Source organism: Flavobacterium sp. (assembly GCF_049240005.1).
Taxonomy (GTDB): domain Bacteria; phylum Bacteroidota; class Bacteroidia; order Flavobacteriales; family Flavobacteriaceae; genus Flavobacterium.
On the sequence record NZ_JBMLTK010000128.1, the window covers coordinates 14,669 to 40,637 of the forward strand.

At 41.3% G+C, this 25,969-nt stretch carries 23 protein-coding genes; 16 read left to right on the forward strand and 7 right to left on the reverse strand.

Annotation, left to right across the window (positions count from 1 at the left end; all coding sequences use genetic code 11):
• Positions 1-347: 347 nt before the first annotated feature.
• Genes ACOVQQ_RS12820 through ACOVQQ_RS12850 form a run of 7 tightly spaced genes read left to right on the forward strand, consistent with a single transcriptional unit; the run spans position 348 to position 4,801 of the window.
• The gene (locus ACOVQQ_RS12820) at positions 348-1,049 is read left to right on the forward strand and encodes a Crp/Fnr family transcriptional regulator (RefSeq protein ID WP_421818540.1); all 702 of its coding nucleotides are present in this window, start codon (positions 348-350) and stop codon (positions 1,047-1,049) included.
• A 58-nt stretch (positions 1,050-1,107) separates the two neighbouring features.
• Entirely contained in the window at positions 1,108-1,569 is a 462-nt protein-coding gene (locus tag ACOVQQ_RS12825) for a YHS domain-containing (seleno)protein (RefSeq protein ID WP_421818541.1), read from the forward strand.
• Positions 1,569-1,946, forward strand: coding sequence for a DoxX family protein (locus tag ACOVQQ_RS12830; protein WP_421818542.1), 378 nt, complete (start codon positions 1,569-1,571; stop codon positions 1,944-1,946). The genes ACOVQQ_RS12825 and ACOVQQ_RS12830 overlap by 1 nt, the downstream gene beginning before the upstream one ends.
• A 3-nt stretch (positions 1,947-1,949) precedes the next feature.
• The gene (locus ACOVQQ_RS12835) at positions 1,950-2,438 is read left to right on the forward strand and encodes a hypothetical protein (RefSeq protein WP_094486160.1); all 489 of its coding nucleotides are present in this window, start codon (positions 1,950-1,952) and stop codon (positions 2,436-2,438) included.
• Positions 2,426-3,127 carry an NRDE family protein gene (locus tag ACOVQQ_RS12840; RefSeq protein WP_421818543.1) on the forward strand — a complete coding sequence of 234 codons (702 nt, stop codon included), beginning with the start codon at positions 2,426-2,428 and terminating at the stop codon, positions 3,125-3,127. The genes ACOVQQ_RS12835 and ACOVQQ_RS12840 overlap by 13 nt, the downstream gene beginning before the upstream one ends.
• Positions 3,120-4,163, forward strand: a complete 1,044-nt coding sequence (locus ACOVQQ_RS12845) for a D-alanine--D-alanine ligase (protein ID WP_421818544.1) — start codon at positions 3,120-3,122, stop codon at positions 4,161-4,163. The genes ACOVQQ_RS12840 and ACOVQQ_RS12845 overlap by 8 nt, the downstream gene beginning before the upstream one ends.
• Positions 4,163-4,801, forward strand: a complete 639-nt coding sequence (locus ACOVQQ_RS12850; RefSeq protein WP_421818545.1) for a hypothetical protein — start codon at positions 4,163-4,165, stop codon at positions 4,799-4,801. Before ACOVQQ_RS12845 ends, ACOVQQ_RS12850 begins: the two co-directional genes overlap by 1 nt.
• Here the strand turns inward: ACOVQQ_RS12850 and ACOVQQ_RS12855 are convergent.
• The 3 genes from ACOVQQ_RS12855 to gldJ all read right to left on the reverse strand — a co-directional run bounded on the left by ACOVQQ_RS12855 (position 4,785) and on the right by gldJ (position 11,259).
• A complete protein-coding gene (locus ACOVQQ_RS12855) occupies positions 4,785-8,057 on the reverse strand; it encodes a T9SS type B sorting domain-containing protein (RefSeq protein WP_421818546.1) in 3,273 nt (1,090 codons plus the stop codon). The genes ACOVQQ_RS12850 and ACOVQQ_RS12855 overlap by 17 nt on opposite strands.
• A 96-nt stretch (positions 8,058-8,153) precedes the next feature.
• Positions 8,154-9,455 (reverse strand): UDP-N-acetylmuramoyl-tripeptide--D-alanyl-D-alanine ligase, encoded by a 1,302-nt coding sequence (locus ACOVQQ_RS12860; RefSeq protein WP_421818547.1) that lies wholly within the window; start codon positions 9,453-9,455, stop codon positions 8,154-8,156.
• A gap of 94 nt (positions 9,456-9,549) precedes the next feature.
• Complete coding sequence (gene gldJ, locus ACOVQQ_RS12865) at positions 9,550-11,259, reverse strand: gliding motility lipoprotein GldJ (protein ID WP_421818548.1); 1,710 nt, start codon at positions 11,257-11,259, stop codon at positions 9,550-9,552.
• Between the two features lie 200 nt (positions 11,260-11,459).
• Here gldJ and porU point away from each other — a divergent pair, with 200 nt between their 5' ends.
• The 8 genes from porU to ACOVQQ_RS12905 all read left to right on the forward strand — a co-directional run bounded on the left by porU (position 11,460) and on the right by ACOVQQ_RS12905 (position 22,409).
• The gene (porU, locus tag ACOVQQ_RS12870) at positions 11,460-15,302 is read left to right on the forward strand and encodes a type IX secretion system sortase PorU (protein WP_421818549.1); all 3,843 of its coding nucleotides are present in this window, start codon (positions 11,460-11,462) and stop codon (positions 15,300-15,302) included.
• Positions 15,303-15,342: 40 nt separating this feature from the next.
• The gene (gene porV / locus ACOVQQ_RS12875) at positions 15,343-16,515 is read left to right on the forward strand and encodes a type IX secretion system outer membrane channel protein PorV (protein ID WP_421818550.1); all 1,173 of its coding nucleotides are present in this window, start codon (positions 15,343-15,345) and stop codon (positions 16,513-16,515) included.
• A 74-nt stretch (positions 16,516-16,589) separates the two neighbouring features.
• Complete coding sequence (cdd, locus tag ACOVQQ_RS12880) at positions 16,590-17,072, forward strand: cytidine deaminase (protein WP_421818551.1); 483 nt, start codon at positions 16,590-16,592, stop codon at positions 17,070-17,072.
• A gap of 154 nt (positions 17,073-17,226) precedes the next feature.
• On the forward strand, positions 17,227-18,228 hold the full coding sequence (gene pdhA, locus ACOVQQ_RS12885; protein WP_094486151.1) for a pyruvate dehydrogenase (acetyl-transferring) E1 component subunit alpha: 1,002 nt from the start codon (positions 17,227-17,229) through the stop codon (positions 18,226-18,228).
• Positions 18,229-19,818, forward strand: coding sequence for a 2-oxo acid dehydrogenase subunit E2 (locus ACOVQQ_RS12890; protein WP_421818552.1), 1,590 nt, complete (start codon positions 18,229-18,231; stop codon positions 19,816-19,818).
• A 211-nt stretch (positions 19,819-20,029) separates the two neighbouring features.
• Positions 20,030-20,710 carry an SDR family NAD(P)-dependent oxidoreductase gene (locus tag ACOVQQ_RS12895; protein ID WP_421818553.1) on the forward strand — a complete coding sequence of 227 codons (681 nt, stop codon included), beginning with the start codon at positions 20,030-20,032 and terminating at the stop codon, positions 20,708-20,710.
• 42 nt (positions 20,711-20,752) lie between these two features.
• A complete protein-coding gene (locus tag ACOVQQ_RS12900) occupies positions 20,753-21,358 on the forward strand; it encodes a sprT domain-containing protein (protein WP_421818554.1) in 606 nt (201 codons plus the stop codon).
• The gene (locus tag ACOVQQ_RS12905) at positions 21,348-22,409 is read left to right on the forward strand and encodes a mannose-1-phosphate guanylyltransferase (protein WP_421818555.1); all 1,062 of its coding nucleotides are present in this window, start codon (positions 21,348-21,350) and stop codon (positions 22,407-22,409) included. The genes ACOVQQ_RS12900 and ACOVQQ_RS12905 overlap by 11 nt, the downstream gene beginning before the upstream one ends.
• Positions 22,410-22,440: 31 nt before the next feature.
• On the opposite strand, the gene ACOVQQ_RS12910 is transcribed toward ACOVQQ_RS12905, so the two are convergent.
• The 4 genes from ACOVQQ_RS12910 to ACOVQQ_RS12925 are packed head-to-tail and all read right to left on the reverse strand — an operon-like array spanning position 22,441 to position 25,368.
• On the reverse strand, positions 22,441-23,202 hold the full coding sequence (locus ACOVQQ_RS12910) for an ABC transporter ATP-binding protein (protein ID WP_421818556.1): 762 nt from the start codon (positions 23,200-23,202) through the stop codon (positions 22,441-22,443).
• Positions 23,199-23,945: an MlaE family ABC transporter permease gene (locus ACOVQQ_RS12915; RefSeq protein ID WP_094486144.1), complete on the reverse strand. Its 747-nt coding sequence runs from the start codon at positions 23,943-23,945 to the stop codon at positions 23,199-23,201. Before ACOVQQ_RS12915 ends, ACOVQQ_RS12910 begins: the two co-directional genes overlap by 4 nt.
• Positions 23,946-23,991: 46 nt before the next feature.
• Positions 23,992-24,840 carry a glycosyltransferase gene (locus ACOVQQ_RS12920; RefSeq protein WP_421818557.1) on the reverse strand — a complete coding sequence of 283 codons (849 nt, stop codon included), beginning with the start codon at positions 24,838-24,840 and terminating at the stop codon, positions 23,992-23,994.
• 3 nt (positions 24,841-24,843) lie between these two features.
• A complete protein-coding gene (locus ACOVQQ_RS12925; RefSeq protein WP_421818558.1) occupies positions 24,844-25,368 on the reverse strand; it encodes a methyltransferase in 525 nt (174 codons plus the stop codon).
• 400 nt (positions 25,369-25,768) lie between these two features.
• On the opposite strand from ACOVQQ_RS12925, the gene ACOVQQ_RS12930 reads away from it, so the two are divergent.
• On the forward strand, positions 25,769-25,969 hold a 201-nt coding region (locus ACOVQQ_RS12930), incomplete at its 3' end, for a hypothetical protein (protein WP_421818559.1).

Here is a 25,969-nt window from a genome sequence, read left to right on the forward strand (position 1 = left end):
AACTTGAAATCATATCACGGATTTTAGTAGTGGAAAAAGTAAATAAGTCGCGTTCGAGAAAACCGACAGCATCTCCAACTTCGGAATATTGTGTTCGATTTTTGATTGTAAAGGTACTTTTTTCGTACGATCGCTTTTTGTGCACATTCCCCGCGTTAGGGGTTGCAGCGGAAATCTCGTTTTTTGATCCGCGTCGGGCAAAAAACCCCGATAGCTATCGGGGAAGCGGAAGACCCGACGGCGCCTGACACATCTTCCCAGTACTGAGGCGCCGGAACGCCCAAAAAAATAAAAACAGTTGTTAAAAATTCTTTCTTGCAATTCAACAAAACTTGTAATTTTAGCACATGAGTGATACACTAAAATATTGGTACCTGCGCGACCATAAGTTGTTTCAAGTGCTTAAAAACGAGCAAATCAAACAACTCTGTATCATCACGGGTTTTAAAAAAGCAAAGCACAACGAGATTATCCGCCTATCTGAAATCGAAGAACCGCGGATTTTCCTACTTAAAAAAGGACGTATAAAACTTACCGTAACCGACGAAGGAGGCAACGAATCGGTTGAAGATTTGCTCGAACGAGGCGATTTGTTTGGCGCCGTCACGCTGGAACCCGATACGACCTACACCACAGAAGCAAAAGTGCTTTCCGACGAAGTACTCATTTGCAGCTTTACCGTAGCCGATTTTGAAAATTTACTGCTCAAATACCCCGAATTAGCGCTCAGTTATACCAAATTTGTAGGTTTTAAAATGCGTCGTATTCGCAATAGCTATCAAAATTTGATGCGAAAAGATGCTAAATCACGTTTGTTATACTTCTTAAACGATTGGTCGGAGAAAGACGGCGTAAAAACGGGATCAACGGTTACCTTAGAGAATTTTCTGACGCAGGCCGACATTTCTCAAATCATATGTTCGTCGCGGCAAACTGCCGTTCAATTGCTGTCGGAGCTAGAAAATACGGGTGTTATCACGTATAACCGCAAAGAAATTACCTTCCCCAATTACGCTGATTTTAAGAAATTAGTGGCAAGTGTCGGCTAACCGACATTTTCATTTTGTGAGTTGCCGCAACTTTGCTTCAACTTTAAAACCTAACAAAATGAAATTACGTATGTTATTATTGTGCTTGGTAGCCGGAATGGCTGTGAGCTACGGTCAGCAAGGCGCTGACAAAATTTCGAATTACAATGTTGAAAAAGGCTTGGCGCTGGAAGGCTACGATCCGGTTTCGTATTTCTCGAACGGCGGTCCGCAGAAAGGCGATGCTAAATTTAAAGTGTCTTTTCGTGGAGTAACGTATTATTTTAAGTCGGAAGCAAACCAAAAATTGTTTTTGGCCGATGCAAAAAAATACGTGCCACAATACGGAGGTTGGTGTGCGTATGCCATGGGTGCCAACGGCGAAAAGGTTGAGGTTGATGTAAAGACGTTTAAAATTTTAGACGGGAAATTGTATTTGTTTTACAATGCATACTTCAACAACACTTTAAAAAGTTGGAATAAGGATGAAAAGAATTTGAAAACCAAAGCTGATGCGAATTGGCGTAAAATCAATCAGTAATGAAAAGTAAGATTGTTTACCACATCGCCCGATTTGCCGCAGCTGGCATTTTATTGCAAACTTTGTTTTTCAAATTTTCGGGTGCCACTGAAAGTGTTTGGATTTTCACACAGCTTGGTGTTGAACCGTTCGGACGTATCGGTTCGGGTATTGTTGAATTAATTGCGGCTATTTTGCTGATTTCAGGTAAATATTCGCGTTGGGGCGCATTACTTGCTGGAGGAACTATGTTTGGCGCGGTTTTTTCGCATATATTTGTTTTAGGACTAGAAGTGCAGAACGACGGCGGATTTTTGTTTATTTTGGCGGTAATTGTTCTTGTTTGTTCTTTCTTTGTATTTAGATATCCCGTAAAAAGGATTGAAACTAAAATGTAACTCATGATGTTTTCTGCTGTTGACGCTGGACTTGATAATTTGCTGTTTGTTTTAGAACAGCTCGATAATGCTGCTTATACCGCAAAGAATTCTTCTTTAAGCGAAGCCAGCATTGGAGAACACACGCGTCATATTATCGAAATGTTTCAGTGCTTGGAACAAGCTTACACTACAGCCGAGGTTCATTACGACAACCGGAAGCGCGACTTGCTGCTTCAAACTTCGGTAGCAGCAGCCATTGATGCTATAAATGGTCTGAAAGTAAGCTTGATCAAAGATGATAAGTTGCTTGCCTTAGTGCAAACCGTCGACGGACAAAACCTGAACATCGCTACAAATTATCAGCGCGAATTGCTCTACAACTACGAGCATTGCATACATCATCAAGCCTTGATTAAAGTGGCGCTACTCGGAATTAAGGATATCGACATTCCTGAAAGTTTTGGCGTTGCGCGCTCAACTATAGCATATCGACAGCAATGTGCACAGTAACAGTTGTTTCCAAAAACAATAAATTAATTATCACTTCGAACCGCGACGAGGTTACTTATCGTCGTGCCGAAACGCCGCGGTTTTACGAAGTGAAAGGGAAATCGGTTTTTTTTCCGAAAGATCCTGCTGCCGGCGGAACTTGGTTTGCAACCGATACCCAGCAAAAAGCCATTGTTTTACTGAATGGCGCCTTCGAAAAGCACAAACACCAACCGCCGTACCGACTAAGTAGAGGTTTGATCGTCTTGGAATTACTGATTCAAGACGATATTATTGCGGGTATCGATTTGATTGATCTCGATCGCGTGGAGCCTTTTACCTTAGTGATTTATCAAAACGGTAGTTTACACGAATTTCGTTGGAATGGTTCCGAAAAGTTTCTAAAGCTCTTATCGAGAAACGACAACCATATTTATTCGTCGGCTACCTTGTACGATGCCGAAACCCGATTGGAACGCGAACGTTGGTTTGCCGAGTTTTTAGAAAGGAATCCGCAGCCAGATGCCGATACCATTTTCAAATTTCACAACTTGAAAAATGCCGGAAACTCTCAAAACGGTATAGTAATGAAGCGCGCAAATCAACTGCAAACCATAAGCATTACTCAGTTAGTAGAAACCGAACAAGGTTTGGAAATGAAGTATGTTGATTTGCTCGAAAACAAAGAAAACCCGATATCCGTTGCTTAAAATCCGCATTTTTTTTCATAAACTATTCAATTGGGAATATTGGCCGTTTCAAGTGGTTTATGTTCCCATTTATTTTCAATGGGCATTTTATGCCTTGCGCGAACGGCACATTTTCTTCTTTAATGCCTGTAATCCGAATATCAAGAACGGCGGTTATTTGAACGAAAGTAAGAAAGACATTTACGATCAGTTACCCAAAGAAGCGTATCCGACTACGATTTTAGTTTCGCCGGATGCAGATTTCGAGAGCTGTAATGCCGAACGGGAGCGCAACAACATTGTGTTTCCGTGCATTGCTAAGCCCGATATGGGTTTGCGCGGATCGGCTGTTGTTAAGTTGGAAAACGCAGAACAATGGTTGAATTATCACCAACAAGCCGACTTCAAATACATTTTACAAAATCTGATTCCGTACAGCAGTGAGGTAGGAATCTTTTATGTGCGCTTGCCTGGCCAAGAAAACGGTCGCATTACCGGAATTGTTGGTAAAGAATTTATGACTGTGGTTGGTGATGGGAAATCGACTATCGAACAGTTGTTGTTGAAGAATTTACGTTTTGCGATGCAACTTTCGGCGATTAAAAGGCAAGGTGCGATTAATTTGCATGAGGTTTTAGAAGTTGGAAAAAGTAAAATTATTGTTCCGTTTGGGAATCACGCTCGTGGATCGAAATTTTACGATTACTCGGATTGGATTACAACTGAAATGTGTTTAGGTATTGAAAAATATGTAAAGCAAATGCCCGATTTTTATTTCGGTCGAATTGATGTGATGTTTAAATCAAAAGCCGATTTACAAGCGGGGAAAAATTTTATGTTTGTGGAAGTGAATGGTGCGGGCAGTGAACCGACACATATTTATGATCCTAAGCACGGGATTTTCTTTGCTTGGAACGAGTTGTGCCGACATTTCGCGTACATGTATCGTATTTCTAGGATGAATCACAAACGCGGTTTTCGATACCTTACGTTTCGCGAAGGCATGGCAGAATTACGTATGCATAACAAGCTCAATCAGACCATCCAAAATTTTTAATGAAAGTACTTAGAGCGCTATTGGCCGGATTTGTCATCTCTTTTATAGGGTCTGTTCCGCTTGGATACTTAAATTTAGTAGGCTTTTCAATTTATTCCCAAATCGGAATTGCCGATTTACTTGCCTTTATTGCTGGAGTTGTACTCATTGAAGCCCTAGTAATTTCGAGCACGTTCTATTTCGCGGCTGTGTTGAGTAAGCAGCAGCGTTTGCAGTTTTTTTTGAAGTTGTTTTCGAATTTCTTTTTGATTGCCATCGGCTTTTCCCTGCTGTTTTCGTCTGTGGAAACACAAACTACAGTAGCAAATCCTTTCGAAAGTTTCGGTTCGTTTCAAAGGGGTATTTTATTAAGTAGTTTAAATTTTTTTCAGCTGCCGTTTTGGGTAGCTTGGAACATTTACGTGGTTTCTTCCAAGTTCGCAGATACAAATCGTGATCGATTTAGCTTCTACTTGGGTGGCACTTTAATAGGAACTACCGTGGGCATGTTAACGTTTATTTTCTGCTTGAGTTATTTAAATAGTGCCGCATTTACCGGTACATTTTCGTTGAAGCAGATTTTGGGAGCTGCGTTTTTACTCTTGGGAGTAGTTCAATTATCTATACTGCTTTACAAACGAATTATCGTTTCAAAGTAAAATGTCCAAGGTGAATTCGTTTATCTGCGCGGATCACCCGAAACCAATAATCGTCGGAGAACATATTTTGTCCGTTGTACGTACCGTCCCAACCTTCGCTATCGGATTGTAAAGAAGTTAGAATTTTTCCGTATCGATCGAAAATTATTATTTCAATACCCGGTTCAAATACGGCATTTTTGATATGCCACGTATCGTTGAATCCGTCTCCATTGGGGGTGAAGAATTTCGGATAATTTAACAACACGACATCTCTGCTGAGATCGCCGCAACCAAAAATATCAACAGCTGTTATTGTATATACGCCTGGCGAGAGATCGGTGAAATTTCCGTTATTTTGAAACGGACCGCCATTGATGCTGTACTCGTAAGTGCCACTACCATTTGCCACTGCAGTGATTGAGTTTTGATTTTCAGTCCAGTCCAACGAGTCTATAGAAAGTTCAGTTGGTGCAGATGATGCTGTTACCAAGAAGTCAACACTGCTTTCGCAGAATAAATCGCCAAGGTTATTACGGCAAGTAACTGTATAAGTTCCTGCCTCAGAAACGCGTATGAACTGTGTTGTTGCACCAGTGCTCCACAAATAGCTATCGAAGCCACTTTCAGCAAACAAAAAAACATCGGTCCCATTTTCACAGATAGTTTGCTGGGGTTGTTGCTGCAAAATAGGGTTTTCGACAGCATTGATTGTAAATTCTGTTGTTCCGTAGCAAACATCAGTACTTAGATTATCGACACGGACATAAATAGTTTGCGGATTTGAAGTGTTTAAAAAGTTATTTGGTGTTTCTATTCTATTGGTATTGCTGTCTCTCTCAGTTGGGTCAACAAAATAGCTAATTTCATAGAGTCCTGCCGTCTGGTTGCCAAGAATTTCTTGTTGAAATGTTGTTAAATCGAAAGCAACCCCAGTTGTAATTCCTGGGTTTGTACATGCCAGGATTTGAGGTGTAGTAGGGGTATTTGCAACTGCAACGGGTGCTAGAGAATTTACATTAACGGAATAAAAAATTCTACGTCCGCACGAATCTTCAATTTCAAAATCGTAAATAGCATTACTGAGATTTTGAAAGACATTGTTCGTTCCGTTATCAAATACAGTTGGTACCCCATCAATCGCTTGAATGCTAAAATTGTAGGGTGGAACTCCACTAACTTGAATCAAAACGTCTTTATTTGGATCATTTTCTATACACTCTATACTAGAAACTGAAACTACTTCAAGATTTCCTGAAAATGTAAAAGGGTCAAAAACTTCTAAGCAATAGAAAACGCCGTTATTGAAACTTTGAAACACCTTAATGATTCTGAAAGTTCCTATAATCGACTGGTTTAAAAGTGTTTCTCCGTTAGTTAAAGCAATTGCATTGTTTTCAGTTAAGTCGGTGTTTTCGACATAATTTTCACCCGTTATCGGATGTTCCCAAGTTTGCTCTTCGGGATTAAATCGTTGCCACCAGTAATTGCTCCCTAATATACTTCCGGTATCATTTACTGTAAGGTTAAATGAACCGCAGTTTTGTTCATAATTGTAGTTTGTAGTTCCCCGAACATAGCCAACAACAGTAACATTTAAGGTTTGCGTAACTCCACAAACATCAACTCCTTCGAAGACATAATCGCCCGCTGGTAACTCGGGTAAGAAGGCAGTCCCGCTTGTTATTAACGAACTTACGTTAGCTGGTAAGGGTAAAGGGTAGGTTGTAGGAGCTGCTATAATTTGTAAACTTGTTAAGGCACCATTTCCGGATCGGACTCTTACTGCTCCAAAGCCACTGCTACAGCTAGGTGCAACTGCGGCATTGAGAGCAAGCGGTTGATAGGGTTGGATTGTGGCGTCGGTAACGTCGGTAGAATCGTAAACTGTACCACAATTATCTACTAAAGTAAAATCGTAAGTTCCAACGGGGAGGCCTGTAATAACTAAATCTCCGCTGCTAGAAATGATATTGCCTGATACATCAATCGGAACTGGATTAGGGTATGTAGCAGGAGCACTGACCATGGTTGCCTGTACAATTTCGCGATCTTGTGGTAGGGAAATTCTAACGGTCCCTGTACCCGTATTGCAATTTCCATTAGATGCTCTTGTCTCGGGTTCAATTTCTTCTTCGATTATTTCGTATTGCGCCGTTGCAGTTCGCCCACAGGCATCTGAAATAGATACTTCGTAGATTCCGGGAGGCGGTAAATCAGTTTCACTTCCAAAAGTGATTTGAGTTTCGGTGAATGGTCCAGGATAGGTTGCAACGAAATCTGTTGGCACAAAAGAAGGTGGAGCAGTAGTGAAATTAACAAAATAGGGAGGAGAAATATTACTTACGCTTAAAATCAAGTTGTCTTGTAAGCATTCATTAGGTTCACCACTTAATGCTACAGACGGGGCAAATGATATTTCGTTTCCATTACTGTTGAACGTTGTGTTGCAAGAGTCAACTATTTGTAGGTCGTAGGTATAGGTAACACCTGGAAATAATTCAAAGTCGCGACTGATTTCCAATACATCGGATGGTCCGTTTGGAATCACGGTTGAAACAATAACGGTTCCTGTTGGATAGTTGATCGTGTAGGTTGCGGTCAATGGATAGATTATGGTGGTGCCTTCACCAGCTGTTAGTGCATTGGTGGAAGTAGTCGAAGTACAGGAATTTATCGTTAGTGGAAAAGTATTCAAACCAATGGATATCTGGTTTAATGGTAGTGTTAAGGTGTATTCAAATACATCGGATCCGCATAAGTCGGTAACCCGTACTAAAAACTCACCTGCGGGCAAACCAGAGAAAACGTTTGAAGATTGTTGCGGAAAAATGATTGGGCCACTGATTATATCGTACAAATAAGGCGGATTTCCTGACGTTACATCAACAGTTAAAACACCGGCATTTGAATTACAAGAACTGCTTACACTTTGAGCGATTGTAAACTCCAGTTCGGTTAACTGTTCCACAATTGTAAAATCTTCACTAGCTGAGTTTTGTTCGTTTCCAAGTGTCTGAACGGCTGTTAATCGGTAGTTTCCAGAAGTTAGAGAGCCGCGTTGTAAGGTAGTAAACTGATCAATTGGGTTAGTTGTGTTAGGCAGTTCGTATATAAAAAAAGTAATGTTACTACCCGCAGTTTGATTATTTACAACAATCGAAATACTTCCGTTTGAAGGACAAGTTTCGGGCGTAGGTGTAACGTCAACGGTGAATGCGGTAAGCTGGCCGTAACTTTGCGAAACAAGTAATAACAAAAATAGCACGTACTTCATGGTGACGGCTTTTAGAGGTGGGGATAATACCTAACTTCTGTAAAAATACTAAATTTTATTTTTTACAATTGATTTTAAGCATTTCAGTTCATTGTTTTAATTAACTTTCTGCTGTACCTTCTCAAGCAATGGAATTACGCGTTCCAATGCCATAGCACGAGATCCTTTTACTAAAATTAATGTATCAGTTAAGTCCTGTTTGAAATTGAGCGCAAAATCGTCAAAACTCACGTAAAATTGCTGGTGGTCAAACGTGCATTTAGCAGCCGAAAAACTTGGTCCGATAAATATAGTTGGCAGTTTTAAATCATTTGCTAATTTGATCAACAATGCGTGTTCCTTGGAACTTTCGGCACCCAATTCATACATGTCGCCTAAAATGGCCATCTTTTGTGTCGCTTTTGCTGATGCTAGGTTACGTAATGCAGCTTCCATGCTACTTGGATTTGCATTGTAAGCATCGGAAATAATCTCAATTTTTCCAATTTTGATGTTTTGCGACCGGTTGTTTGTAGGTGTGTATTGTGCAATTGCCGATTTAATGTTTTCTATTGGAATTTCGAAGTAAGTACCAATTGCAACTGCAGCACAAATATTGGGGATGTTGTATTTGCCAACTAGTTTTGACACAATTTTTTGGTCACGAAGCATAACACCTACTTCAGCCTCATTTGTTAAGTTTTGAAATTGAATATCAGCTTTGGTATTTGAAAAACCGAAAGAAACAGTTTTTATACTATTAGATTTTTGAACTTGTGTGCTGTCGTCGGCGTTGACGAAAGCTACTTTTTGTCGGTTTGCTAAGTATTTGTATAATTCTGTTTTCCCTTTAATGACGCCTTCAATACCACCAAAACCTTCTAAATGCGCTTTCCCGAAATTAGTAATGTAACCAAAATCCGGTTCAGCTATTCGACATAGTTGTTCAATTTCTTTCTGATGGTTGGCGCCCATTTCAACAATTCCTATTTCGGTTTCTCTGTCGAACGATAAAAGTGTTAACGGAACACCAATATGATTATTTAAGTTGCCAATTGTTGCTTTGGTGTTGAATTTTTCTTGTAATACGACATGTATTAACTCTTTTGTGGTTGTTTTTCCATTGCTGCCTGTAAGTGCAATAATAGGAATACCCAGAAAATTTCTGTGATAGTGCGCTAATTGTTGTAAAGCAATAAGGCAATTATCAACCAAGACCGTACGGTGATCTATCACATATTTAGGATTGTCAATTACTACATACGCAGCGCCCGCTTCAAGTGCGTCGGCGGCAAATTTATTAGCATCAAAATTTGGTCCTCGGAGAGCAAAAAAGATTGAATTCGATTTAATTTTACGCGTATCGGTTGAAATACCAGCTGATTCTATAAATAATTGATGTAAGTCAGATATCGACATGGGCAACGACATTATATGTAAATGTATGAAAATACTAAAAAAAAGTAGCCGATTCTTGTGAAATCGGCTACTCTAAGATTACTTTTTTTGGAGCTTAATTTCTAGCTCTTTTTTTCTTGTCTGATTTAGGACCAACACGCGACATGGCGCAACGGAATCCGATGTAATCAGTAGCCATATCTTGTGGGAAATATCTGCGTTGCGCAGGATCCAACCAGTAAGCGCGGTCTCTCCAGCTTCCACCTTTGAAAACACGAACATCATCGTTTACAAGCGTAGTTCGTTTGCTAGACTTATCGTATTTTCTGGTCATCTGTCCTATGCTATCAACCGAAACATTGTGCTTGGGAGAGTCGTACATGCGCTTCGTGTCCTTAGCTTTATCGTCGTCTTCAGAGTTGCCGAAGTCAAAGTAACGTGTAGATTGCTTGTCACCGTCGCGGTAATTTCTCATGTCTGACTTGTCAAAGTTTTGACGTAGATAAGTTTCTTTCTCATCAACTGGTACCGTCGCAATTTGTCCTGGGAAATTTCTCGCCATAATTCTACCGTTGCTGATAGTGTCATACTTGACATTTTCAGGAGTTACTAACTCTACTTTACCATCCTCACCAATTTTTTGCTTGGTGTACACGTTTCCACGGTAGTAGTTGAAATCATTTGCTTCATCATCAACAATTGGACGATAAACGTCGGCAACCCACTCTGATACGTTACCTGCCATATCATATAATCCAAAGTCGTTTGGTGGATACGATTTTACAGCGTTTGTGATATCTGCTCCGTCGTCAGACCACCCTGCAATTCCACCGTAGTCACCTTTAGCTTGTTTGAAGTTGGCTAATTGATCGCCACGATATTTTCTAGTTCCAGAACGAGTGTAGGTTCCTTTCCAAGGATATTTCTTTTGTCCTTTGTAGTTGTTGTATTCACGATTACCTACGTCAGAAGCAGCTGCATATTCCCATTCAGCTTCTGTTGGAAGTCTGTATTCAGGTGACATAATACCTGAACTTATTTGAGCATAAATATTGGTAGGCTCTTTCGTTTCACCTGGCTGACCTTTAGAACCTTTAGTCTTAATTGGTTTCGCCTTACCATTTTTACCTTTTAGTACGATTTCTTCGTTACCACCGTAGGTTTTTGTAGGTGCTGCCAAGTAAGTTTCAGTACTAAATGTACTTTCTGCACTTTGATTTAAAATCTTAGCATCTTTTTTCAAATAGCCGTTTTTCTCAAGAAGTGCTTCGTTTACACGGTCAGTTCTCCATTTAGCAAACTCAGTTGCTTGGATCCAATTAACACCAACTACTGGGTAATTAGAATACGCTGGATGACGCAAGTAATAGTTGGTCATCGTTTCGTTATATCCTAAACGATTTCTCCATACCAAAGTATCAAGCAAAGCGCCTTCGTAAATATTTTTATAGTTGTCTTCTGTTGGTGGAAAAACTTTTTTCAACCAATCTAAGTATTCCATATACATTAAATTGGTAACTTCTGTTTCATCCATGTAGAACGACTGAACGTGTTGCTGGTTTGGACTGTTGTTCCAATCGTGCATCACATCATCTTGAACTTTTCCCATAGTAAAAGTTCCACCTTCAACGAGTACCAAGCCTGGAGCTGCTTGCTGGTTCTTGTACTTCGTGTTTACTTGAAATCCTCCTCGCTTGTCGTTTAACTTCCATCCAGTTGCGGAAGAAGTGTTTTTTCCGCCAGAATTTTTGCTACAACTGGCAGCAACAAAGACAAGTGCCATTGACAAAATCAAGCGTACAGCCGGAAATTTGTTTATTTTCATACGTTCAGCAGGTAATAAAATTTTGGAGCGCAATATAACAATTAACTCTTATATCGCAACACATTTTTAAACAATTACAAGTGCTTTCTTAAATCTGCACAACCTTAGAACGAATTAAGCATCTATTTATTGTTTTTCCCTACATTTTAAATTTATTTTTACCGCCGCAATATTTACCAAAAGTTTACGTTTCCTTACTGATGCGAACATTTCTAGTACTTTTCCTTGTCGTTTCTATTCGTTTGTTTGGGCAAACAAATGGCTCCATATCTATCAACTGGAGTGAGCCAAAATTCGATGCCGCGACAGGCAATCTAATCAATCCGCTTTCTTTTGATGCTACACATTATGTTTATGATGCCGAGGAGCAGCTAATCGAATATGCTCAGATATTAAAGGACATTCGTTCGGGGAGCTACGATGTAGAATTAACAAACGTGGTAACTGCTCCACTTTCTAACATACAATTGTCGACACTTGGACAAGTAAAGCTGCCCAATGATTTCAATGCAATTTTTTTTATTTCAAAGAGCAGAAACCAAACAAAAGCGCGAATTAAGGTTAATGCGGTTGCTCGTATCAACGGTGCAGCTGTTCGTTTAGAGTCATTTTCCTTTAATTTACGCCCGAAACAGGAAGCTCAAGAGCGTTCTCAAGCTTCGTTTACCGGTATTCAAAATTCAGTGTTAACTTCGGGAAATTGGTACAAATTTGCCATTGAAAAATCGGGTTTATACAAGATTTCTCGTTCCTTCTTGCAACAATTGGGCATAAACGTCAATCAAATTGATCCACGGCAAATTCGTCTTTTTGGAAACGGAGGACGAATGCTTCCGCTGCGAAACAATGTCGATTATCCCACCGATTTAGCCGAAAATGCGATTTTTGTAGCCGGTGAATCCGATGGTAAGTTCGACGCTGCAGATTATATTTTGTTCTACGGCGAAGGTGTAGACAATTGGAGTTTAGAAAATGTCACCCACAACAACTTGTACGCTACTGAGACCTATTATTATATAACGGTGAGTGGGCAAGGGAAACGAATTTCCACTTTCGTGGAACCTGAGCAAGCCGCTTCAACATCTTTCGACAGTTATGATGCGTACTTATACCATGAAAAGGACTTGGTTAACGTAGCTCGTTTAGGGAGAAGGTGGTTTGGCGAGGACTTCACCGTAGAAAACGAACGCTCCTTTGAATTTGAGCTACCGGAATTAGTTGCTGGAACCGAGGCACGAATTACGGTTTCTGCCTGCGCATCGGCGTTCACCTCCACTAAGTTTAATTTCTTAGTTAACGGTGCTGCGGGAACAACGATAAACTTAAGCGCTCTTACAATTGCAAACAGCATCACTATCCAAGGTTTTGCGGGTAATAGCACTTTTACAGTTCCTGCAACTCAAATCATGACTGTAGATGTCGAATTCGACAACAACGGAGTTCCAGGATCTAGAGGATTTTTAGACTATATTATAGTCAGAGCTAAAGCCCGGCTTGCAGGCAATAATACATCATACAGATTTTGGGTTGATAATTTACCAACAGCAGAGCCTGTCGCGCAGTTTAATATTGCTAATTCCTCAGGGATTGAACAAATATGGGATATTACAGATATTTATAATGTGAAAGCAATTTCAAATGCAGCAGCTCAAAATACGTTGAGTTTTAAGTTTGAAACTGCCAATAGCCCGCGATTTCTCGTCGTAGACGAACAGAACTTTCTCACTCCGAGAAGATTGTCTAATTCCAAGGTGGCAAATCAGAATCTAAAAGGAACCATATTTAACTCGCAAAACGCTGCTTTTACAGACATCGATTACATCATAATCACACCAAAACTTTTTGCTTCTGAAGCCGAGCGTTTAGCAAATTTTCATAGACTTCGAGGCGGTCTTAACGTTAAAGTCGTAGAATTAGAGCCCATATTTAACGAATTTGGAGGTGGTAAACAAGACATTGGCGCTATCCGAAATTTCATCAGATACGTGTATCACAATGCATCTTCGCCAGAAAACCGACTCAAATACCTCTGTCTTTTTGGCGATGCTTCATACGATCCGCTAAATCGAACACGGAACAATACCAATTTCGTTCCAATTTTTCATGCTGTAGATCCGTTCTCGCGCTTTTCGTCTTTTATCTCAGACGACTTTTTTGTTTTATTGGATGAATCCGAAGGGAATATGAATCCCGCTGCTGCGACAGGTCTCGACGTAGCTGTCGGCAGAATGCCCGTAAACTCACTTGCAAAAGCTGCCGAAATGGTTAATAAAGTGATCGAATATTACGATTTTAAATCCTACGGTCGTTGGAGAAACAACTTCGTTCTCATTTCCGACGACGTCGATGCCGCTGCTGAAGCGCGCTTGCAAAGCGGTATCGATGAATTGGCCGCCGATATTGTAGCCGCAAAACCCTTTGTTAATGTTACGAAAATACACACCGATAGCTATATTCAGGAAAGTTCTGCGGGAGGCGAACGATATCCGAAAGCGCGTACCGATTTTGTAAACGAGTTCGGTAAAGGTGCTCTGGTTTTCAATTATTTCGGACACGGCGGAGAAGATGGTTTAGCGGATGAACGTATTCTTGAAAAAACGGATGTGCAAAACCTAACGAATCGTTACAAATATCCGCTGTTCGTTACGATAACATGTGAATTCACTCGTTTTGACAATCCAGGTCGACCAACCGCTGGGGAATTTATGTATTGGAATCCAGCCGGCGGAGCAATTTCTTTGCTCACCACCACGCGCCAGATTACCGTCGATGCCGGCCAGCAGATTAACGAAGAGATTGCATCAAACTTATACGGATATGGAACGAACGATTTAAGCTCTATCGCGGAAGCGCTCCGAAATTCGAAGAACGATTCGTCGAGCAATCCGCTTATGGTTTTTTACATCGGAGATCCGGCTCTAGAACTAGCTATTCCAAAACCAACGATCGTTTTAACGCAAGTGAATGACACGCCTATTCAAAACGGAATTGTAGATCTTCAGGCGCTTTCTAAAGTAAAACTAACTGGTGAAATTCGCGATGAAACTGGAAACACTTTACTGAGTAATTATACCGGCGATGCAAGTATTACGGTGTACGATAAAGCTATCGAGCGATCAACTTTGGCAAACGACGGTACTACCAACAGCAGTGGTCAATTAATCATTTTAGATTACATGAATTTGGGTGAAACTATTTTCCGGGGCAATGCTTCTGTCACTGCAGGAAAATTTGACGTTGAATTCATAGTTCCACGCGATATTAAAGTTCCTGTAGGGAATGGTAGAATTAGTTTTTATGCCAAAAGAACGGGCCAAGCTATTGATCAGACCGGTGTAAATACCGCGATTCGAGTGGGCGGTATAAATCCAAACCCTCCTGTAGATAACACGCCTCCACAGGTCCGTTTATTCATGAACGACGAAACTTTTGTAAACGGAGGAATCACCAATGAGAATCCGTTTCTTCTTGCAATTTTTGAAGATGAGAACGGGATTAATACTGCGAGCGGGATTGGTCATGATATTATTGCGATTCTCGATAACGATGAAAGCAAGCCATTTATCATGAACGATTATTATGAATCCGATGAAAATAACTATGCTCGTGGACGACTTCGATTTCCGTTCACTAGTTTAGAACCGGGATTACATACAATTAAGGTTACAGCTTGGGATGTATACAACAATCCCGTGACGGGTGAAATTCAGTTTGTTGTGGTTGGAGATGAAAGTCTAACTCTGAAAAATGTTCTAAATTACCCCAACCCATTTGTTAATTATACAGAATTTTGGTTCACCCACAACAGGCCCTTCGAAGATCTAGATGTTCAAATTCAAGTTATGACCATCACAGGAAAAGTGGTATGGACTAGAAATCAAGTAATTAACACCGAAGGTTTCCTCAGCCGTAGTATTACTTGGGACGGTCGCGACGATTTTGGAGATAAAATCGGAAAGGGAACGTACATTTATAAACTCACCGTACGCTCGAAAGCAACGGGAAAAACATCCGAAAAAATTGAGAAACTTGTTATCCTTTAGAAAAAAACTATATTTGTTTCATATAATTCCAGACGTTAGAATGAAAAGAAAATCAGTATTGCTACTTGGTTTGTTGGCAATGTTCAAGGGTTTTGCACAAGACGACAACCGAGTGATAACGACCGGAGTTCCCTTTTTACTTGTCGCTGCCGATGCGCGTTCAGCAGGTTTAGCCGATCAAGGTGTGGCAACTTCTCCCGATGCTTTTTCCCAGCAATACAACCCAGCGAAATACGCATTTATTATCGATAAACAAGGTTTCTCAGCTAGTTATACGCCGTATTTAACTGATTTAGTGAATGATATTGCGCTAAGTCAAGTTACTTACTACAACCGTATTGGAGAACGTTCTGCCTTTGCAGCTTCGCTTCGCTATTTCGGACTTGGTGATATTGTGCTACAAGAAACTCTCGACGATCCAGGAAGAGTTGTAACTCCTAACGAATTAGCAGTCGATGGGTCGTATGCCCTAAAACTTAGCGAACGATTCTCTATGTCTGTTGCTGGACGATACATTCGCTCCATGCTTCGAATTCAAGATGCTACTGGCGATGCTTCACCAGCTTCTTCATTCGCGGTCGATGTTGCCGGTTATTACCAATCCGAGGAACAGGCGTATAGCGATTTTAACGGAAGATGGCGTGCCGGATTCAATTTCCAAAATTTAGGCCCGAAAATCAGTTACGACTCAGACGATCTTAGTACAAACTTCCTTCCTTCAAACCTGCGTCTTGGAGGTGGTTTTGATTTTATTTTCGACGATTACAATAAAGTAGGGGTAAGTTTAGAATTAACAAAGCTTTTGGTGCCAACGCCACAAATTCCTAAAGATTTAGATGGCGATGGTGAAATCAGTAATGAAGAACGTCAATTAAACAACGAAGAATATCGCAGAGTAGGTTGGGTTGAAGGTATCTTTAAATCCTTTAACGATGCCCCTGATGGTTTCGCAGAAGAATTGCGCGAATTTACTTACTCAGCTGCCGCAGAGTATTTGTATCAAGATAGTTTTGCGATGCGACTCGGATATTTTAATGAGAACGAAACCAAAGGAGCAAGAAAATTCTTTTCTCTTGGCGCAGGTTTCAAATACAACATTGTGAAAATAGATGTTTCATATCTGTTTTCGGCGAGCCGCGTTCGAAATCCATTAGAAAACACCTTGCGATTTTCACTCACGTTTAACTTTGGTGAGCAATACGACGAATATTAGAAGAACAACAATGATATCAACAAAATCCAAATTTTCAAAAATTGAGAATTTGGATTTTTTTTCCTCCGAACTTTATGAAAAAACAAAGCGTACATCTTGAGTTCACAACTTATGAAAACCTGTCTGAATTGCCAGCCGACGTAGCGTCTTTGATGCAAGAAGCTATTATTGCCCGCGATCAAGCCTACGCACCCTATTCAAGATTCCGAGTGGGTGCTGCTATTTTACTCGAAAACGGAGCGGTTGTTACGGGGTCTAACCAAGAAAATGCGGCTTATCCCAGCGGACTCTGTGCCGAGCGAGTGGCGGTTTTTTATGCCGGTGCAAAGTATCCAGGTGTGGCAGTAAAAACAGTTGCTGTGACCGCCTGTAACGAAAATAAGGATAATCTGCATCCCATACCGCCATGTGGTGCCTGCCGGCAGTCGCTTGCAGAATACGAAATGCTCGCAAACAATAATATCGAGCTCTTTTTTATGGGTGCGGAAGGCGCTATTTTCAAATCCGACTCGATAAAAGATCTCCTGCCGTTCACTTTTGATAAAAACTTCCTCTGATTCGTTAAAAATAAAATATTTACATTTTTCTCGTCGGAATGATTGTTTTATTTTTGCAGCCGACAGTTTAAACCGGCAAAGCTAGCTGTGAGGAAACTATTTTGCGCTTGAGAACTGTTTTTTATTTGTCAAGCAATCACAATCGTTTAAAAAAATGAAAGAAATAACTAAGGATGTTTACCTGAAGTGGTACGAGGATATGCTGTTTTGGCGCAAGTTCGAAGATAAACTAGCAGCGCTTTACATTCAGCAAAAAGTTCGCGGATTTTTACACTTGTACAATGGTCAAGAAGCAGTGTTAGCTGGTGCACTACACGTAATGGATTTGTCGAAAGATAAAATGATTACCGCGTACCGAAATCACGTGCAACCCATCGGAATGGGCGTTGATCCACGAAAAGTAATGGCCGAGCTACTCGGAAAAGTTACCGGTACTTCGAAAGGTATGGGTGGTTCGATGCACATTTTCTCGAAAGAGCACGGTTTTTACGGTGGTCACGGTATCGTGGGTGCGCAAATTCCAGTAGGTGCAGGTATTGCTTTCGCAGATAAGTATTTTGGTCGCGATGGCGTAACCTTAACTTATTTTGGTGATGGTGCTGCACGTCAGGGTTCCTTGCACGAAGCTTTTAACATGGCTATGTTGTGGAAACTTCCTGTAGTATTTATCGTTGAGAACAACGGCTATGCAATGGGTACTTCCGTAGAAAGAACTGCAAACCACGGCGATATTTGGAAACTTGGTTTAGGTTACGAAATGCCATGCGGACCAGTTGACGGTATGAATCCCGTGAAAGTTGCCGAAGCGATGCACGAAGCTATTGAACGTGCAAGACGCGGCGATGGCCCTACATTCCTTGAAATGAAAACGTACCGATACAGAGGTCACTCGATGTCGGATGCACAATTATACCGAACCAAAGACGAGGTAGAAGAGTACAAAAAAATCGACCCAATTACACAAGTTCTCGACATCATTAAAGAGAACAAATACGCAACCGATGCCGAGATAGAAATTATCGATGAGCGTGTGAAAGATTTAGTCGAAGAGTGTGCCACATTTGCCGAAGAATCGGATTTCCCAGAAGTACAGCAATTGTACGATGTGGTTTACGAACAAAAAGATTATCCATTTTTACCTCATAAACTGAAATAGATGGCTACAAAAGTTACCATGCCGCGCCTGAGTGATACGATGACTGAAGGAACTGTTGCTAAATGGTTAAAGAAGGTCGGAGATCAGGTGAAAGAGGGCGATATATTAGCTGAAATCGAAACAGATAAAGCAACCATGGAGTTTGAATCATTCAACTCGGGCGTGTTGCTACACATCGGTGTGCCAGAAGGCGGAACAGCGCCTGTAGATTCGTTGCTTGCCGTTATTGGTGAAGCTGGCGAAGTATACGACGCTGCTGCAGAAGCTGCACCAAAAGCAGACGCCGCTCCAAAACAAGAAGCTGCTCCAGTTGCCGAGGCTGCTGCTCCAGCTGCTGGCGGTGCATTGCCAAAAGGCGTGATTGTAGTTACTATGCCGCGCTTGAGCGATACGATGACGCAAGGAACTGTTGCTACTTGGCTTAAAGTCGAAGGAGATACAATTAAAGAAGGTGATATTCTTGCAGAGATCGAAACAGATAAAGCAACAATGGAATTCGAATCGTTTCATTCCGGAACGCTTCTTAAAATTGGTGTGAAAGCTGGCGAATCGGCTCCAGTAGATAGCATGTTGGCGATTATTGGTCCGGCCGGAACAGATGTGTCGGGCGTTAATGCAGCTTCAGCTGCTCCTGCGCCAGCTGCGTCACAAGCTGCTGAGACTGCTGTAGCTTCACCCGTTGCTGCTGCTGTAGAAGAAGTAGCTCACACCGGCGGTCGTTTGTTTGTTTCTCCCTTGGCACGCAAAATGGCTGAAGAGAAAGGAATCGATTTGCGTCAAGTGAAAGGTTCTGGCGAAAACGGTCGCATCATTAAATCGGATATTGAAAACTTCAAACCACAAGCCGCTGCTGCTCCTGTTGCCGCCACTGCCGCTACTCCAGCGCCGGTGTACAAGCCTGTTGGAAGCGAATCGGTTGCGGAAGTGAAGAATTCGCAAATGCGTAAAATCATCGCAAAACGCTTGTCGGAATCGAGCTTTACGGCTCCGCATTTCTTCTTGACAATCGAAGTAGATATGGACGCAGCAATTGCAGCACGTAGCGTGATCAATGCCATTCCAGACACGAAAGTTTCGTATAACGATATGGTGATTAAAGCTTCGGCAATGGCGTTGCGCAAGCATCCAAAAGTAAATTCACGTTGGACGGAAGAGGCTACGTTGATCAACAAACACATTCACATTGGTGTGGCGGTTGCTGTGGAAGACGGCTTGGTTGTTCCGGTCTTGAAATTTGCCGACCAAATGTCGTTTTCTGAAATCACACATGCGGTGAAAGATGTGGCAGGTCGAGCGAAGAGTAAAAAACTTACGCCAGATGAAATGGACGGAAGTACGTTTACCATTTCGAATTTAGGTATGTTTGGTATTCGCGAATTTACGTCGATTATTAACCAACCGAATTCGGCGATTTTGTCGGTAGGCGCAATCGTAGAAAAGCCGGTGGTGAAAAACGGACAAATCGTGGTAGGAAATACGATGACTCTTACTTTAGCTTGCGATCACCGTACGGTTGATGGTGCTATTGGAGCACAATTCTTACAAACCTTACGTATGTATTTGGAACAGCCAGTTACCATGCTTGCGTAATTTACCAATATTTGAAAAATAGATTTTAGATAAAAAAACCGCTTTCAAAGAGCGGTTTTTTTATGGTTTGATTTTCGCAGTAGCGATTGTAGCGAAAATCCTTTTGTTACGTAGCTTTGCGAAGGAACAAAAGATTGCAGCGGAAAGCGCGACGGCCCGGCGCAGATCCGTTTTTTGATAACGCTTTTAGGGCCGGACTGCCCAAATACATATGAAAACATTTTTAGTAACAGGAGCTTCGCGCGGAATTGGACTTGAAACTGTAAAAACACTGCTGGACGCTGGCGCGCGCGTGGTTTTAGTAAGTCGAAACGCTAGCGAAGTAAATTTAGAATCGGATCGATTGATTAAGTTAAACGCAGATTTATCGGTCGACAACGAAGGAGAAAAAATTGCTATCGCACTTAAATCTTTGGAAATAAGTGGCATAGATGGTTTAGTTCACAACGCAGGAACTTTGATTTGCAAGAAATTTGAGTCGCTTACCTTAGCCGATTTTGAATCGGTCTATCGGGTGAATGTTTTTGCTGTGGCAATGCTCACGCAGGCGTTGTTGCCGTTTTTGCACCGCGGTTCGCATGTTTTGGGAATCAGTTCGATGGGTGGCATACAAGGAAGCAGCAAATTTTCGGGTTTGGCGGCGTATAGCAGCAGTAAAGGCGCACTCATTACGTTGTTTGAGCTGTTGGCAGAAGAGTTTAAAGAACAAGGAATTTATTTTAATTCGTTGGCTTTGGGAGCTGTGCAAACCGAAATGTTAGCAGAGGCGTTTCCGGGTTACGTAGCGCCGGTAACTGCGCCGGAAATGGGTAGTTTTATTGCCGATTTTGTGCAAAATGGTCATCGTTTTTTCAACGGAAAAGTGCTGCCAGTCGCGTTGTCAACTCCATAAAGATTTATTTAAAACAGACTGACACACAACCATTTCGCCCTTGTGAAAGATATTTTAGCGAAATACGTACCCGAAGCTGCGGTCGACTACTGTTTTGACCTGATTGTGCATTGGCATGTGCATTTGCAGATCGTGAACGATCGGAAAACTAAACACGGTGATTACCGCAAGGAAGGGGATGGCAAGCACCGAATTACGGTAAACGGCGGTAAAAATAAGTATCGGTTTTTGATGACGCTGGTGCATGAAATTGCGCATTTGACGGCATTTGAAAAATACGGTCGGCGTATAAAACCGCATGGTTTGGAGTGGAAACACGAGTTTCGAACGTTGATGTTGCCGGTTTTGAATACGGAGGTTTTTCCAGCCGATTTATTGCAATTGTTAGCGCGTCATTTGCGAAACCCGTCGGCTAGCGATGGAACCGATGTTACGTTAACGATTGCATTTAAACAGTACGATCCGGAAACGGAATACGATTATTTATTTACTTTGCCGTACAACAGTTTCTTTCAAACGCCCGACGGCCGGGTTTTTCGAAAAGTTGGCTTAATTCAAAAACTGATTGAATGTACGGAAGTGCAAACAGGACGGCGATTCAAATTCAGGCCAAACGCAGAAGTTAAACAGATAATGCATGAAAAATAACAACAGATTTGCAGTGATAATGGCTGGTGGCGTGGGCTCGCGCTTTTGGCCGGTGAGTACAGCCGAGCACCCGAAACAGTTTCACGACATGTTGGGAACGGGAAAAAGTTTATTGCAACAAACGTTCGATCGCTTGCAACGCGTTGTTCCTGAGTCGCAAATTTTGGTCTTAACGAATCAGGCGTACGTTTCTTTGGTGGCAGAGCAGTTGCCAAAAGTGCATCACGATAACATTATAGCCGAACCAGCCATGCGCAATACGGCGCCGTGTATCTTGTTTGCAGCTTTAAAAATTAAACTAGCAAATCCGGATGCTGTTTTTATTGTGGCGCCGAGCGACCATTTTATTGAAGATGAAGTAGCATTTATTTCTGATGTTGATTTGGCAATGGAATATGCATCGCGCGAAGATGTGTTGCTTACATTGGGAATTGTTCCGACCTTTCCGAATACCGGTTTTGGATACATTGAAAGTGGGGAAAATTTAGGCGCATTTAAACGTGTCAAGCAGTTTCGCGAAAAGCCTGATTTAGAGACGGCCAAGGAATTTTTAGCTGCCGGTACTTTTTATTGGAATGCTGGAATTTTTGTGTGGAGCGCACGTTCGGTATTGAGTGCTTTTGAGAAATATCAGCCGGAAATGATGCAATTGTTCTCGGTTTTTAGCGAAGTACAAACGGCTGAGGAAACGAAAGCAACATTAGCGCAAGTTTATCCGCAAGCAGCAAATATTTCTATCGATTATGCCGTGATGGAACCGGCGCAAAATGTTGTTGTATTACCCGCGAGTTTCGACTGGAACGATCTGGGAACTTGGGGCGCCTTGTACGAAAAGTTGCCTAAAGATGCGCAAAATAATGCGGTGGTAAATGCGCGTTTATTGAGTAAAGAATCGAATGGAAATGTAATTTCCACGACTTCGAACAAACGTATCGTAGTAAAAGGCTTGAGCAATTTTATGATTGTAGAAACGCATGATACGATCTTAATTTATCCGTTATCCGACGAGCAATCGATAAAGGAAATTAGTGCCGAAGCTGCGCGTTTGTAATTAACGGGCGTCGTTGTCGAACTTAGGTTGTTTAGCCTTTCAAATACGCTTCGCGAACTTTCTTGAATAAATTCGACGAATAGACGAAGTCGGTTACGGCTTTATTGTCGGTTACGAAAATCTGCGACTTATCTCCTTGCCATTCTTTGATTCCGTTTTTTAGGAATACGATGTTTTCACCAATTTCCATCACCGAGTTCATATCGTGGGTGTTAATCACGGTTGTGATGTTGTATTCTTTGGTGATTTCCTGAATTAGGTTATCGATAAGAATCGCGGTATTGGGATCGAGGCCGGAGTTTGGTTCGTCGCAAAACAAGTATTTCGGATTGTTCACGATGGCTCGAGCAATGGCAACTCGTTTTTGCATACCGCCGGAGATTTCGCTTGGCAATTTTTTATGAGCGTCGATTAGGTTTACACGTTGCAAAACAACATCGACACGTTCGTTGATTTCAGCTCTCGACTTAGTGGTGAACATCCGCAGCGGAAAAGCTACGTTTTCGGCCACAGTCATGCTGTCGAATAAGGCGCTGCCTTGAAATACCATGCCGATTTCGGTACGCAATTCCCGGCGTTCGTCTTTGGAAAGATCGGCGTAAATGCGTCCGTCGAAGTCGATAGTCCCCGAATCCGGACTGTGAATTCCCAGCAGTGTTTTCAGCAAAACGGTTTTTCCGCTACCGCTTTGTCCGATGATGAGATTGGTTTCACCGGTTCGAAAAACGGTCGAAATTCCTTTAAGAACCTGACTGCCGTTAAATGCCTTTTTAACATCGGTAATTGTTATCATGTCAGCAGCATTTGAGTTAGAATGTAATTCATGGTAATGATGGTTACTGATGTCCACACGAACGAAACGGTCGATGCTTTACCGACTTCCAGTGCGCCACCTTTCATATAGTAGCCGTGAAAACTCGGTATTGTTGCGAGTAAAATAGCAAAGATGAACGTTTTTATGAAGGCATAGGCGATGTGAAAGGGGATAAATTCGTTTTGAGTTCCAGCAATAAAGTCGGCACTGCTGGCAAAACCGCCATAAACTGCTGCGACGTAACCTCCGAAAATGCCAAGAAACATCGAGATTCCGATCACAAACGGATACAAAAGTAGCGCTATGATTTTTGGAAAAACGAGGTAGTTTAGTGAATTAACGCCCATTACTTCGAGCGCGTCGATTTGTTCGGTAACGCGCATGGTTCCGATGCTGGATGTAATGAACGAACCCATTTTTCCGGCCATGATAATCGAAATAAATGTGGGTGCAAATTCGAGAATAATGGATTGTCGGGTTGCGAAACCAATAAGATATTTGGGAATCAAGGGATTAGTGAGGTTTAGAGCCGTTTGTATCGAAACCACGCCACCTACGAAGAAGGAAATAAAACACACAATTCCTAACGAGTCGATTATCAGATCGTCGACTTCTTTAAGGATGAGTCCTTTCATAACCGACCATTTGGTTGGTTTGTTGAAAACCTCTTTGATCATTAAAAAATACCGACCCATTTGAGTCAGATAGCGCAATAACATCATAGCATTTCAATTAGAGTAAAGGTAGTGATTCTACTCTGAGTCTTGTTCATCCAAATAGTTTCTGCTTAATTTTTTTCCAACGATACGATTTTATAAAGCGGGCTTGTTCGGCGGTTACTAATTTGGCTTTCGCCGAAAGGGAAGCCGTTAAAAAGCCGGTTAAGTATGTGAAAACTAAGGTTGGTTTTTTCTTGCGTAGCGCTAGCTTCAGAGAGGCGATTGCTGTTAGTAAAAATCCGTATCCCAGGCTATAGAACGCTTCGCCCTGGGTTTTCGCTGCTTTTTTATTGTAGCTGAAACCGGTTGGTTTTAGGTGTTTTACGATAAGATTTTCGTTGACAATAACATCAAAGCCATAGAATTTTGCCAGAAGTTCATCGACAGTATCCCAACCCATAGCGGCTTTCAAACCGCCAATTTTCTCGAAACAGTTTTTGCTGTAAGCTTTAAAAGCGCCTCGAACGTGATCGTTGTCGGTGAGTCGTTCTACTTCCCAGCGTCCGTTTACTTCGATAGCAGCTTGGCCACCGGCAATTCCGACCTTCGGATTTTTGAAAACGGTTTCCAACCAATCAAAATAGTTTGGCGGTAAATCTAGATCGGCATCGAGTTTTACGACGACGTCAAAATCAGGTTCAACCTGTTGCAAACCTTCCTGAAAGGCGCGTATTACCTTAGATCCCGGTTCGTGCTTTGCGGATGATTTACGTTCGATCACCGCAAAATTTGGGTGATTTTCGACGGCTTTGCGGGCGGCTTCCACAGTATTGTCGGTGCTGTGATCGGAAACAACTACAACTTGATCGGGTTGTCGGGTTTGCGCTCGAAGGCTGTTTATTAGAATACCAATAAACGGCTCTTCGTTATGTGCGGGAACAACAACGGCAATTTTCATGTATTATTTGATAATTCGTTCCGCGTAAACGATGTAATAGCGTGGAGTAACTCGGTGCAACAGCGGTCGGATACCGATTTTATTCACTGGGTGTGTCCACTTTTCTGTGGCGATGATTTTCCAGCCAGCTTTTTCGAGCAGCCAATCGAATTGCCAATCTTCAAATTCGTGGAAGTGTCGGTCCCACACATCATTTTTAGAACGATATGCCGGTGAAAACCAGAGACGCAACGGAACAGAAGCCACGAGTTTGTGGCTCTTTACGTTTTGCAGTACGGTAAACGGATTGAGTAAATGTTCGAAAATTTCGAAGGCGGTTACTGCGTCGGCGTTTATGTGTAATCCGTCTTGGTGTATATCTAGATCTTCGCCAGAGGTATTTTGTACGTTAAAGCCCTCTTTTTTGAGAAGTTCGCCTAGTGGATTTTCTACGCCAAGATCTAGAATGTGGCAGTGCGCAGGCAAGTGTTTCTTTACAAACGCCAGTGTTTTTTCGAATCGTTTTTTGGGATACGTATGCTCGTACACGTTTTTAAGTTTTGTGGCAAAAGTAGGGGAAAAGAGTAATAGATTAAGTAACTAAGCCGTCTTTAAGCTTCAGTACAAGTCATGTTGGGATATCTCTAATTTGTATTTTTAAAAAATTTAAATTAATTAATTTCTTTTTATTACTTAATAAGTATAAAGTCCTATAGAGATATTAAAATTACTTCTCAGTCTAAACTATGGAGCGGTATATAACTTTGTATTAAATTTATTTTTAATTTATTTATATTATAAAAATTAAGTTAAATTATATTTTTTTATACTCTAATTCAGTTAATTATATTTTTAAAGTAAAATTTTATCTACTTTTATTTTTGAAATTCAGAAAGCATGATTTTAGATTCTTTTCTAGGTTTCATTTTTAATTTTAATCTTTCTACTTATGAAATCTCTCTTTTTACCCTTGCTGACTGTTTTTTCATTTTTTCAATTATATTCTCAAAAAAGTAAAGTTGAATATAGCTCTTTGAATGACTTTATCCATAATCAGTCTCTAAAGAATGATTTAGAATATGAGCGCAATTATAAAACTAGTCGTGAAGCATGGGTAAAATTTAATAATGATAGAATCACAAGTCAAACA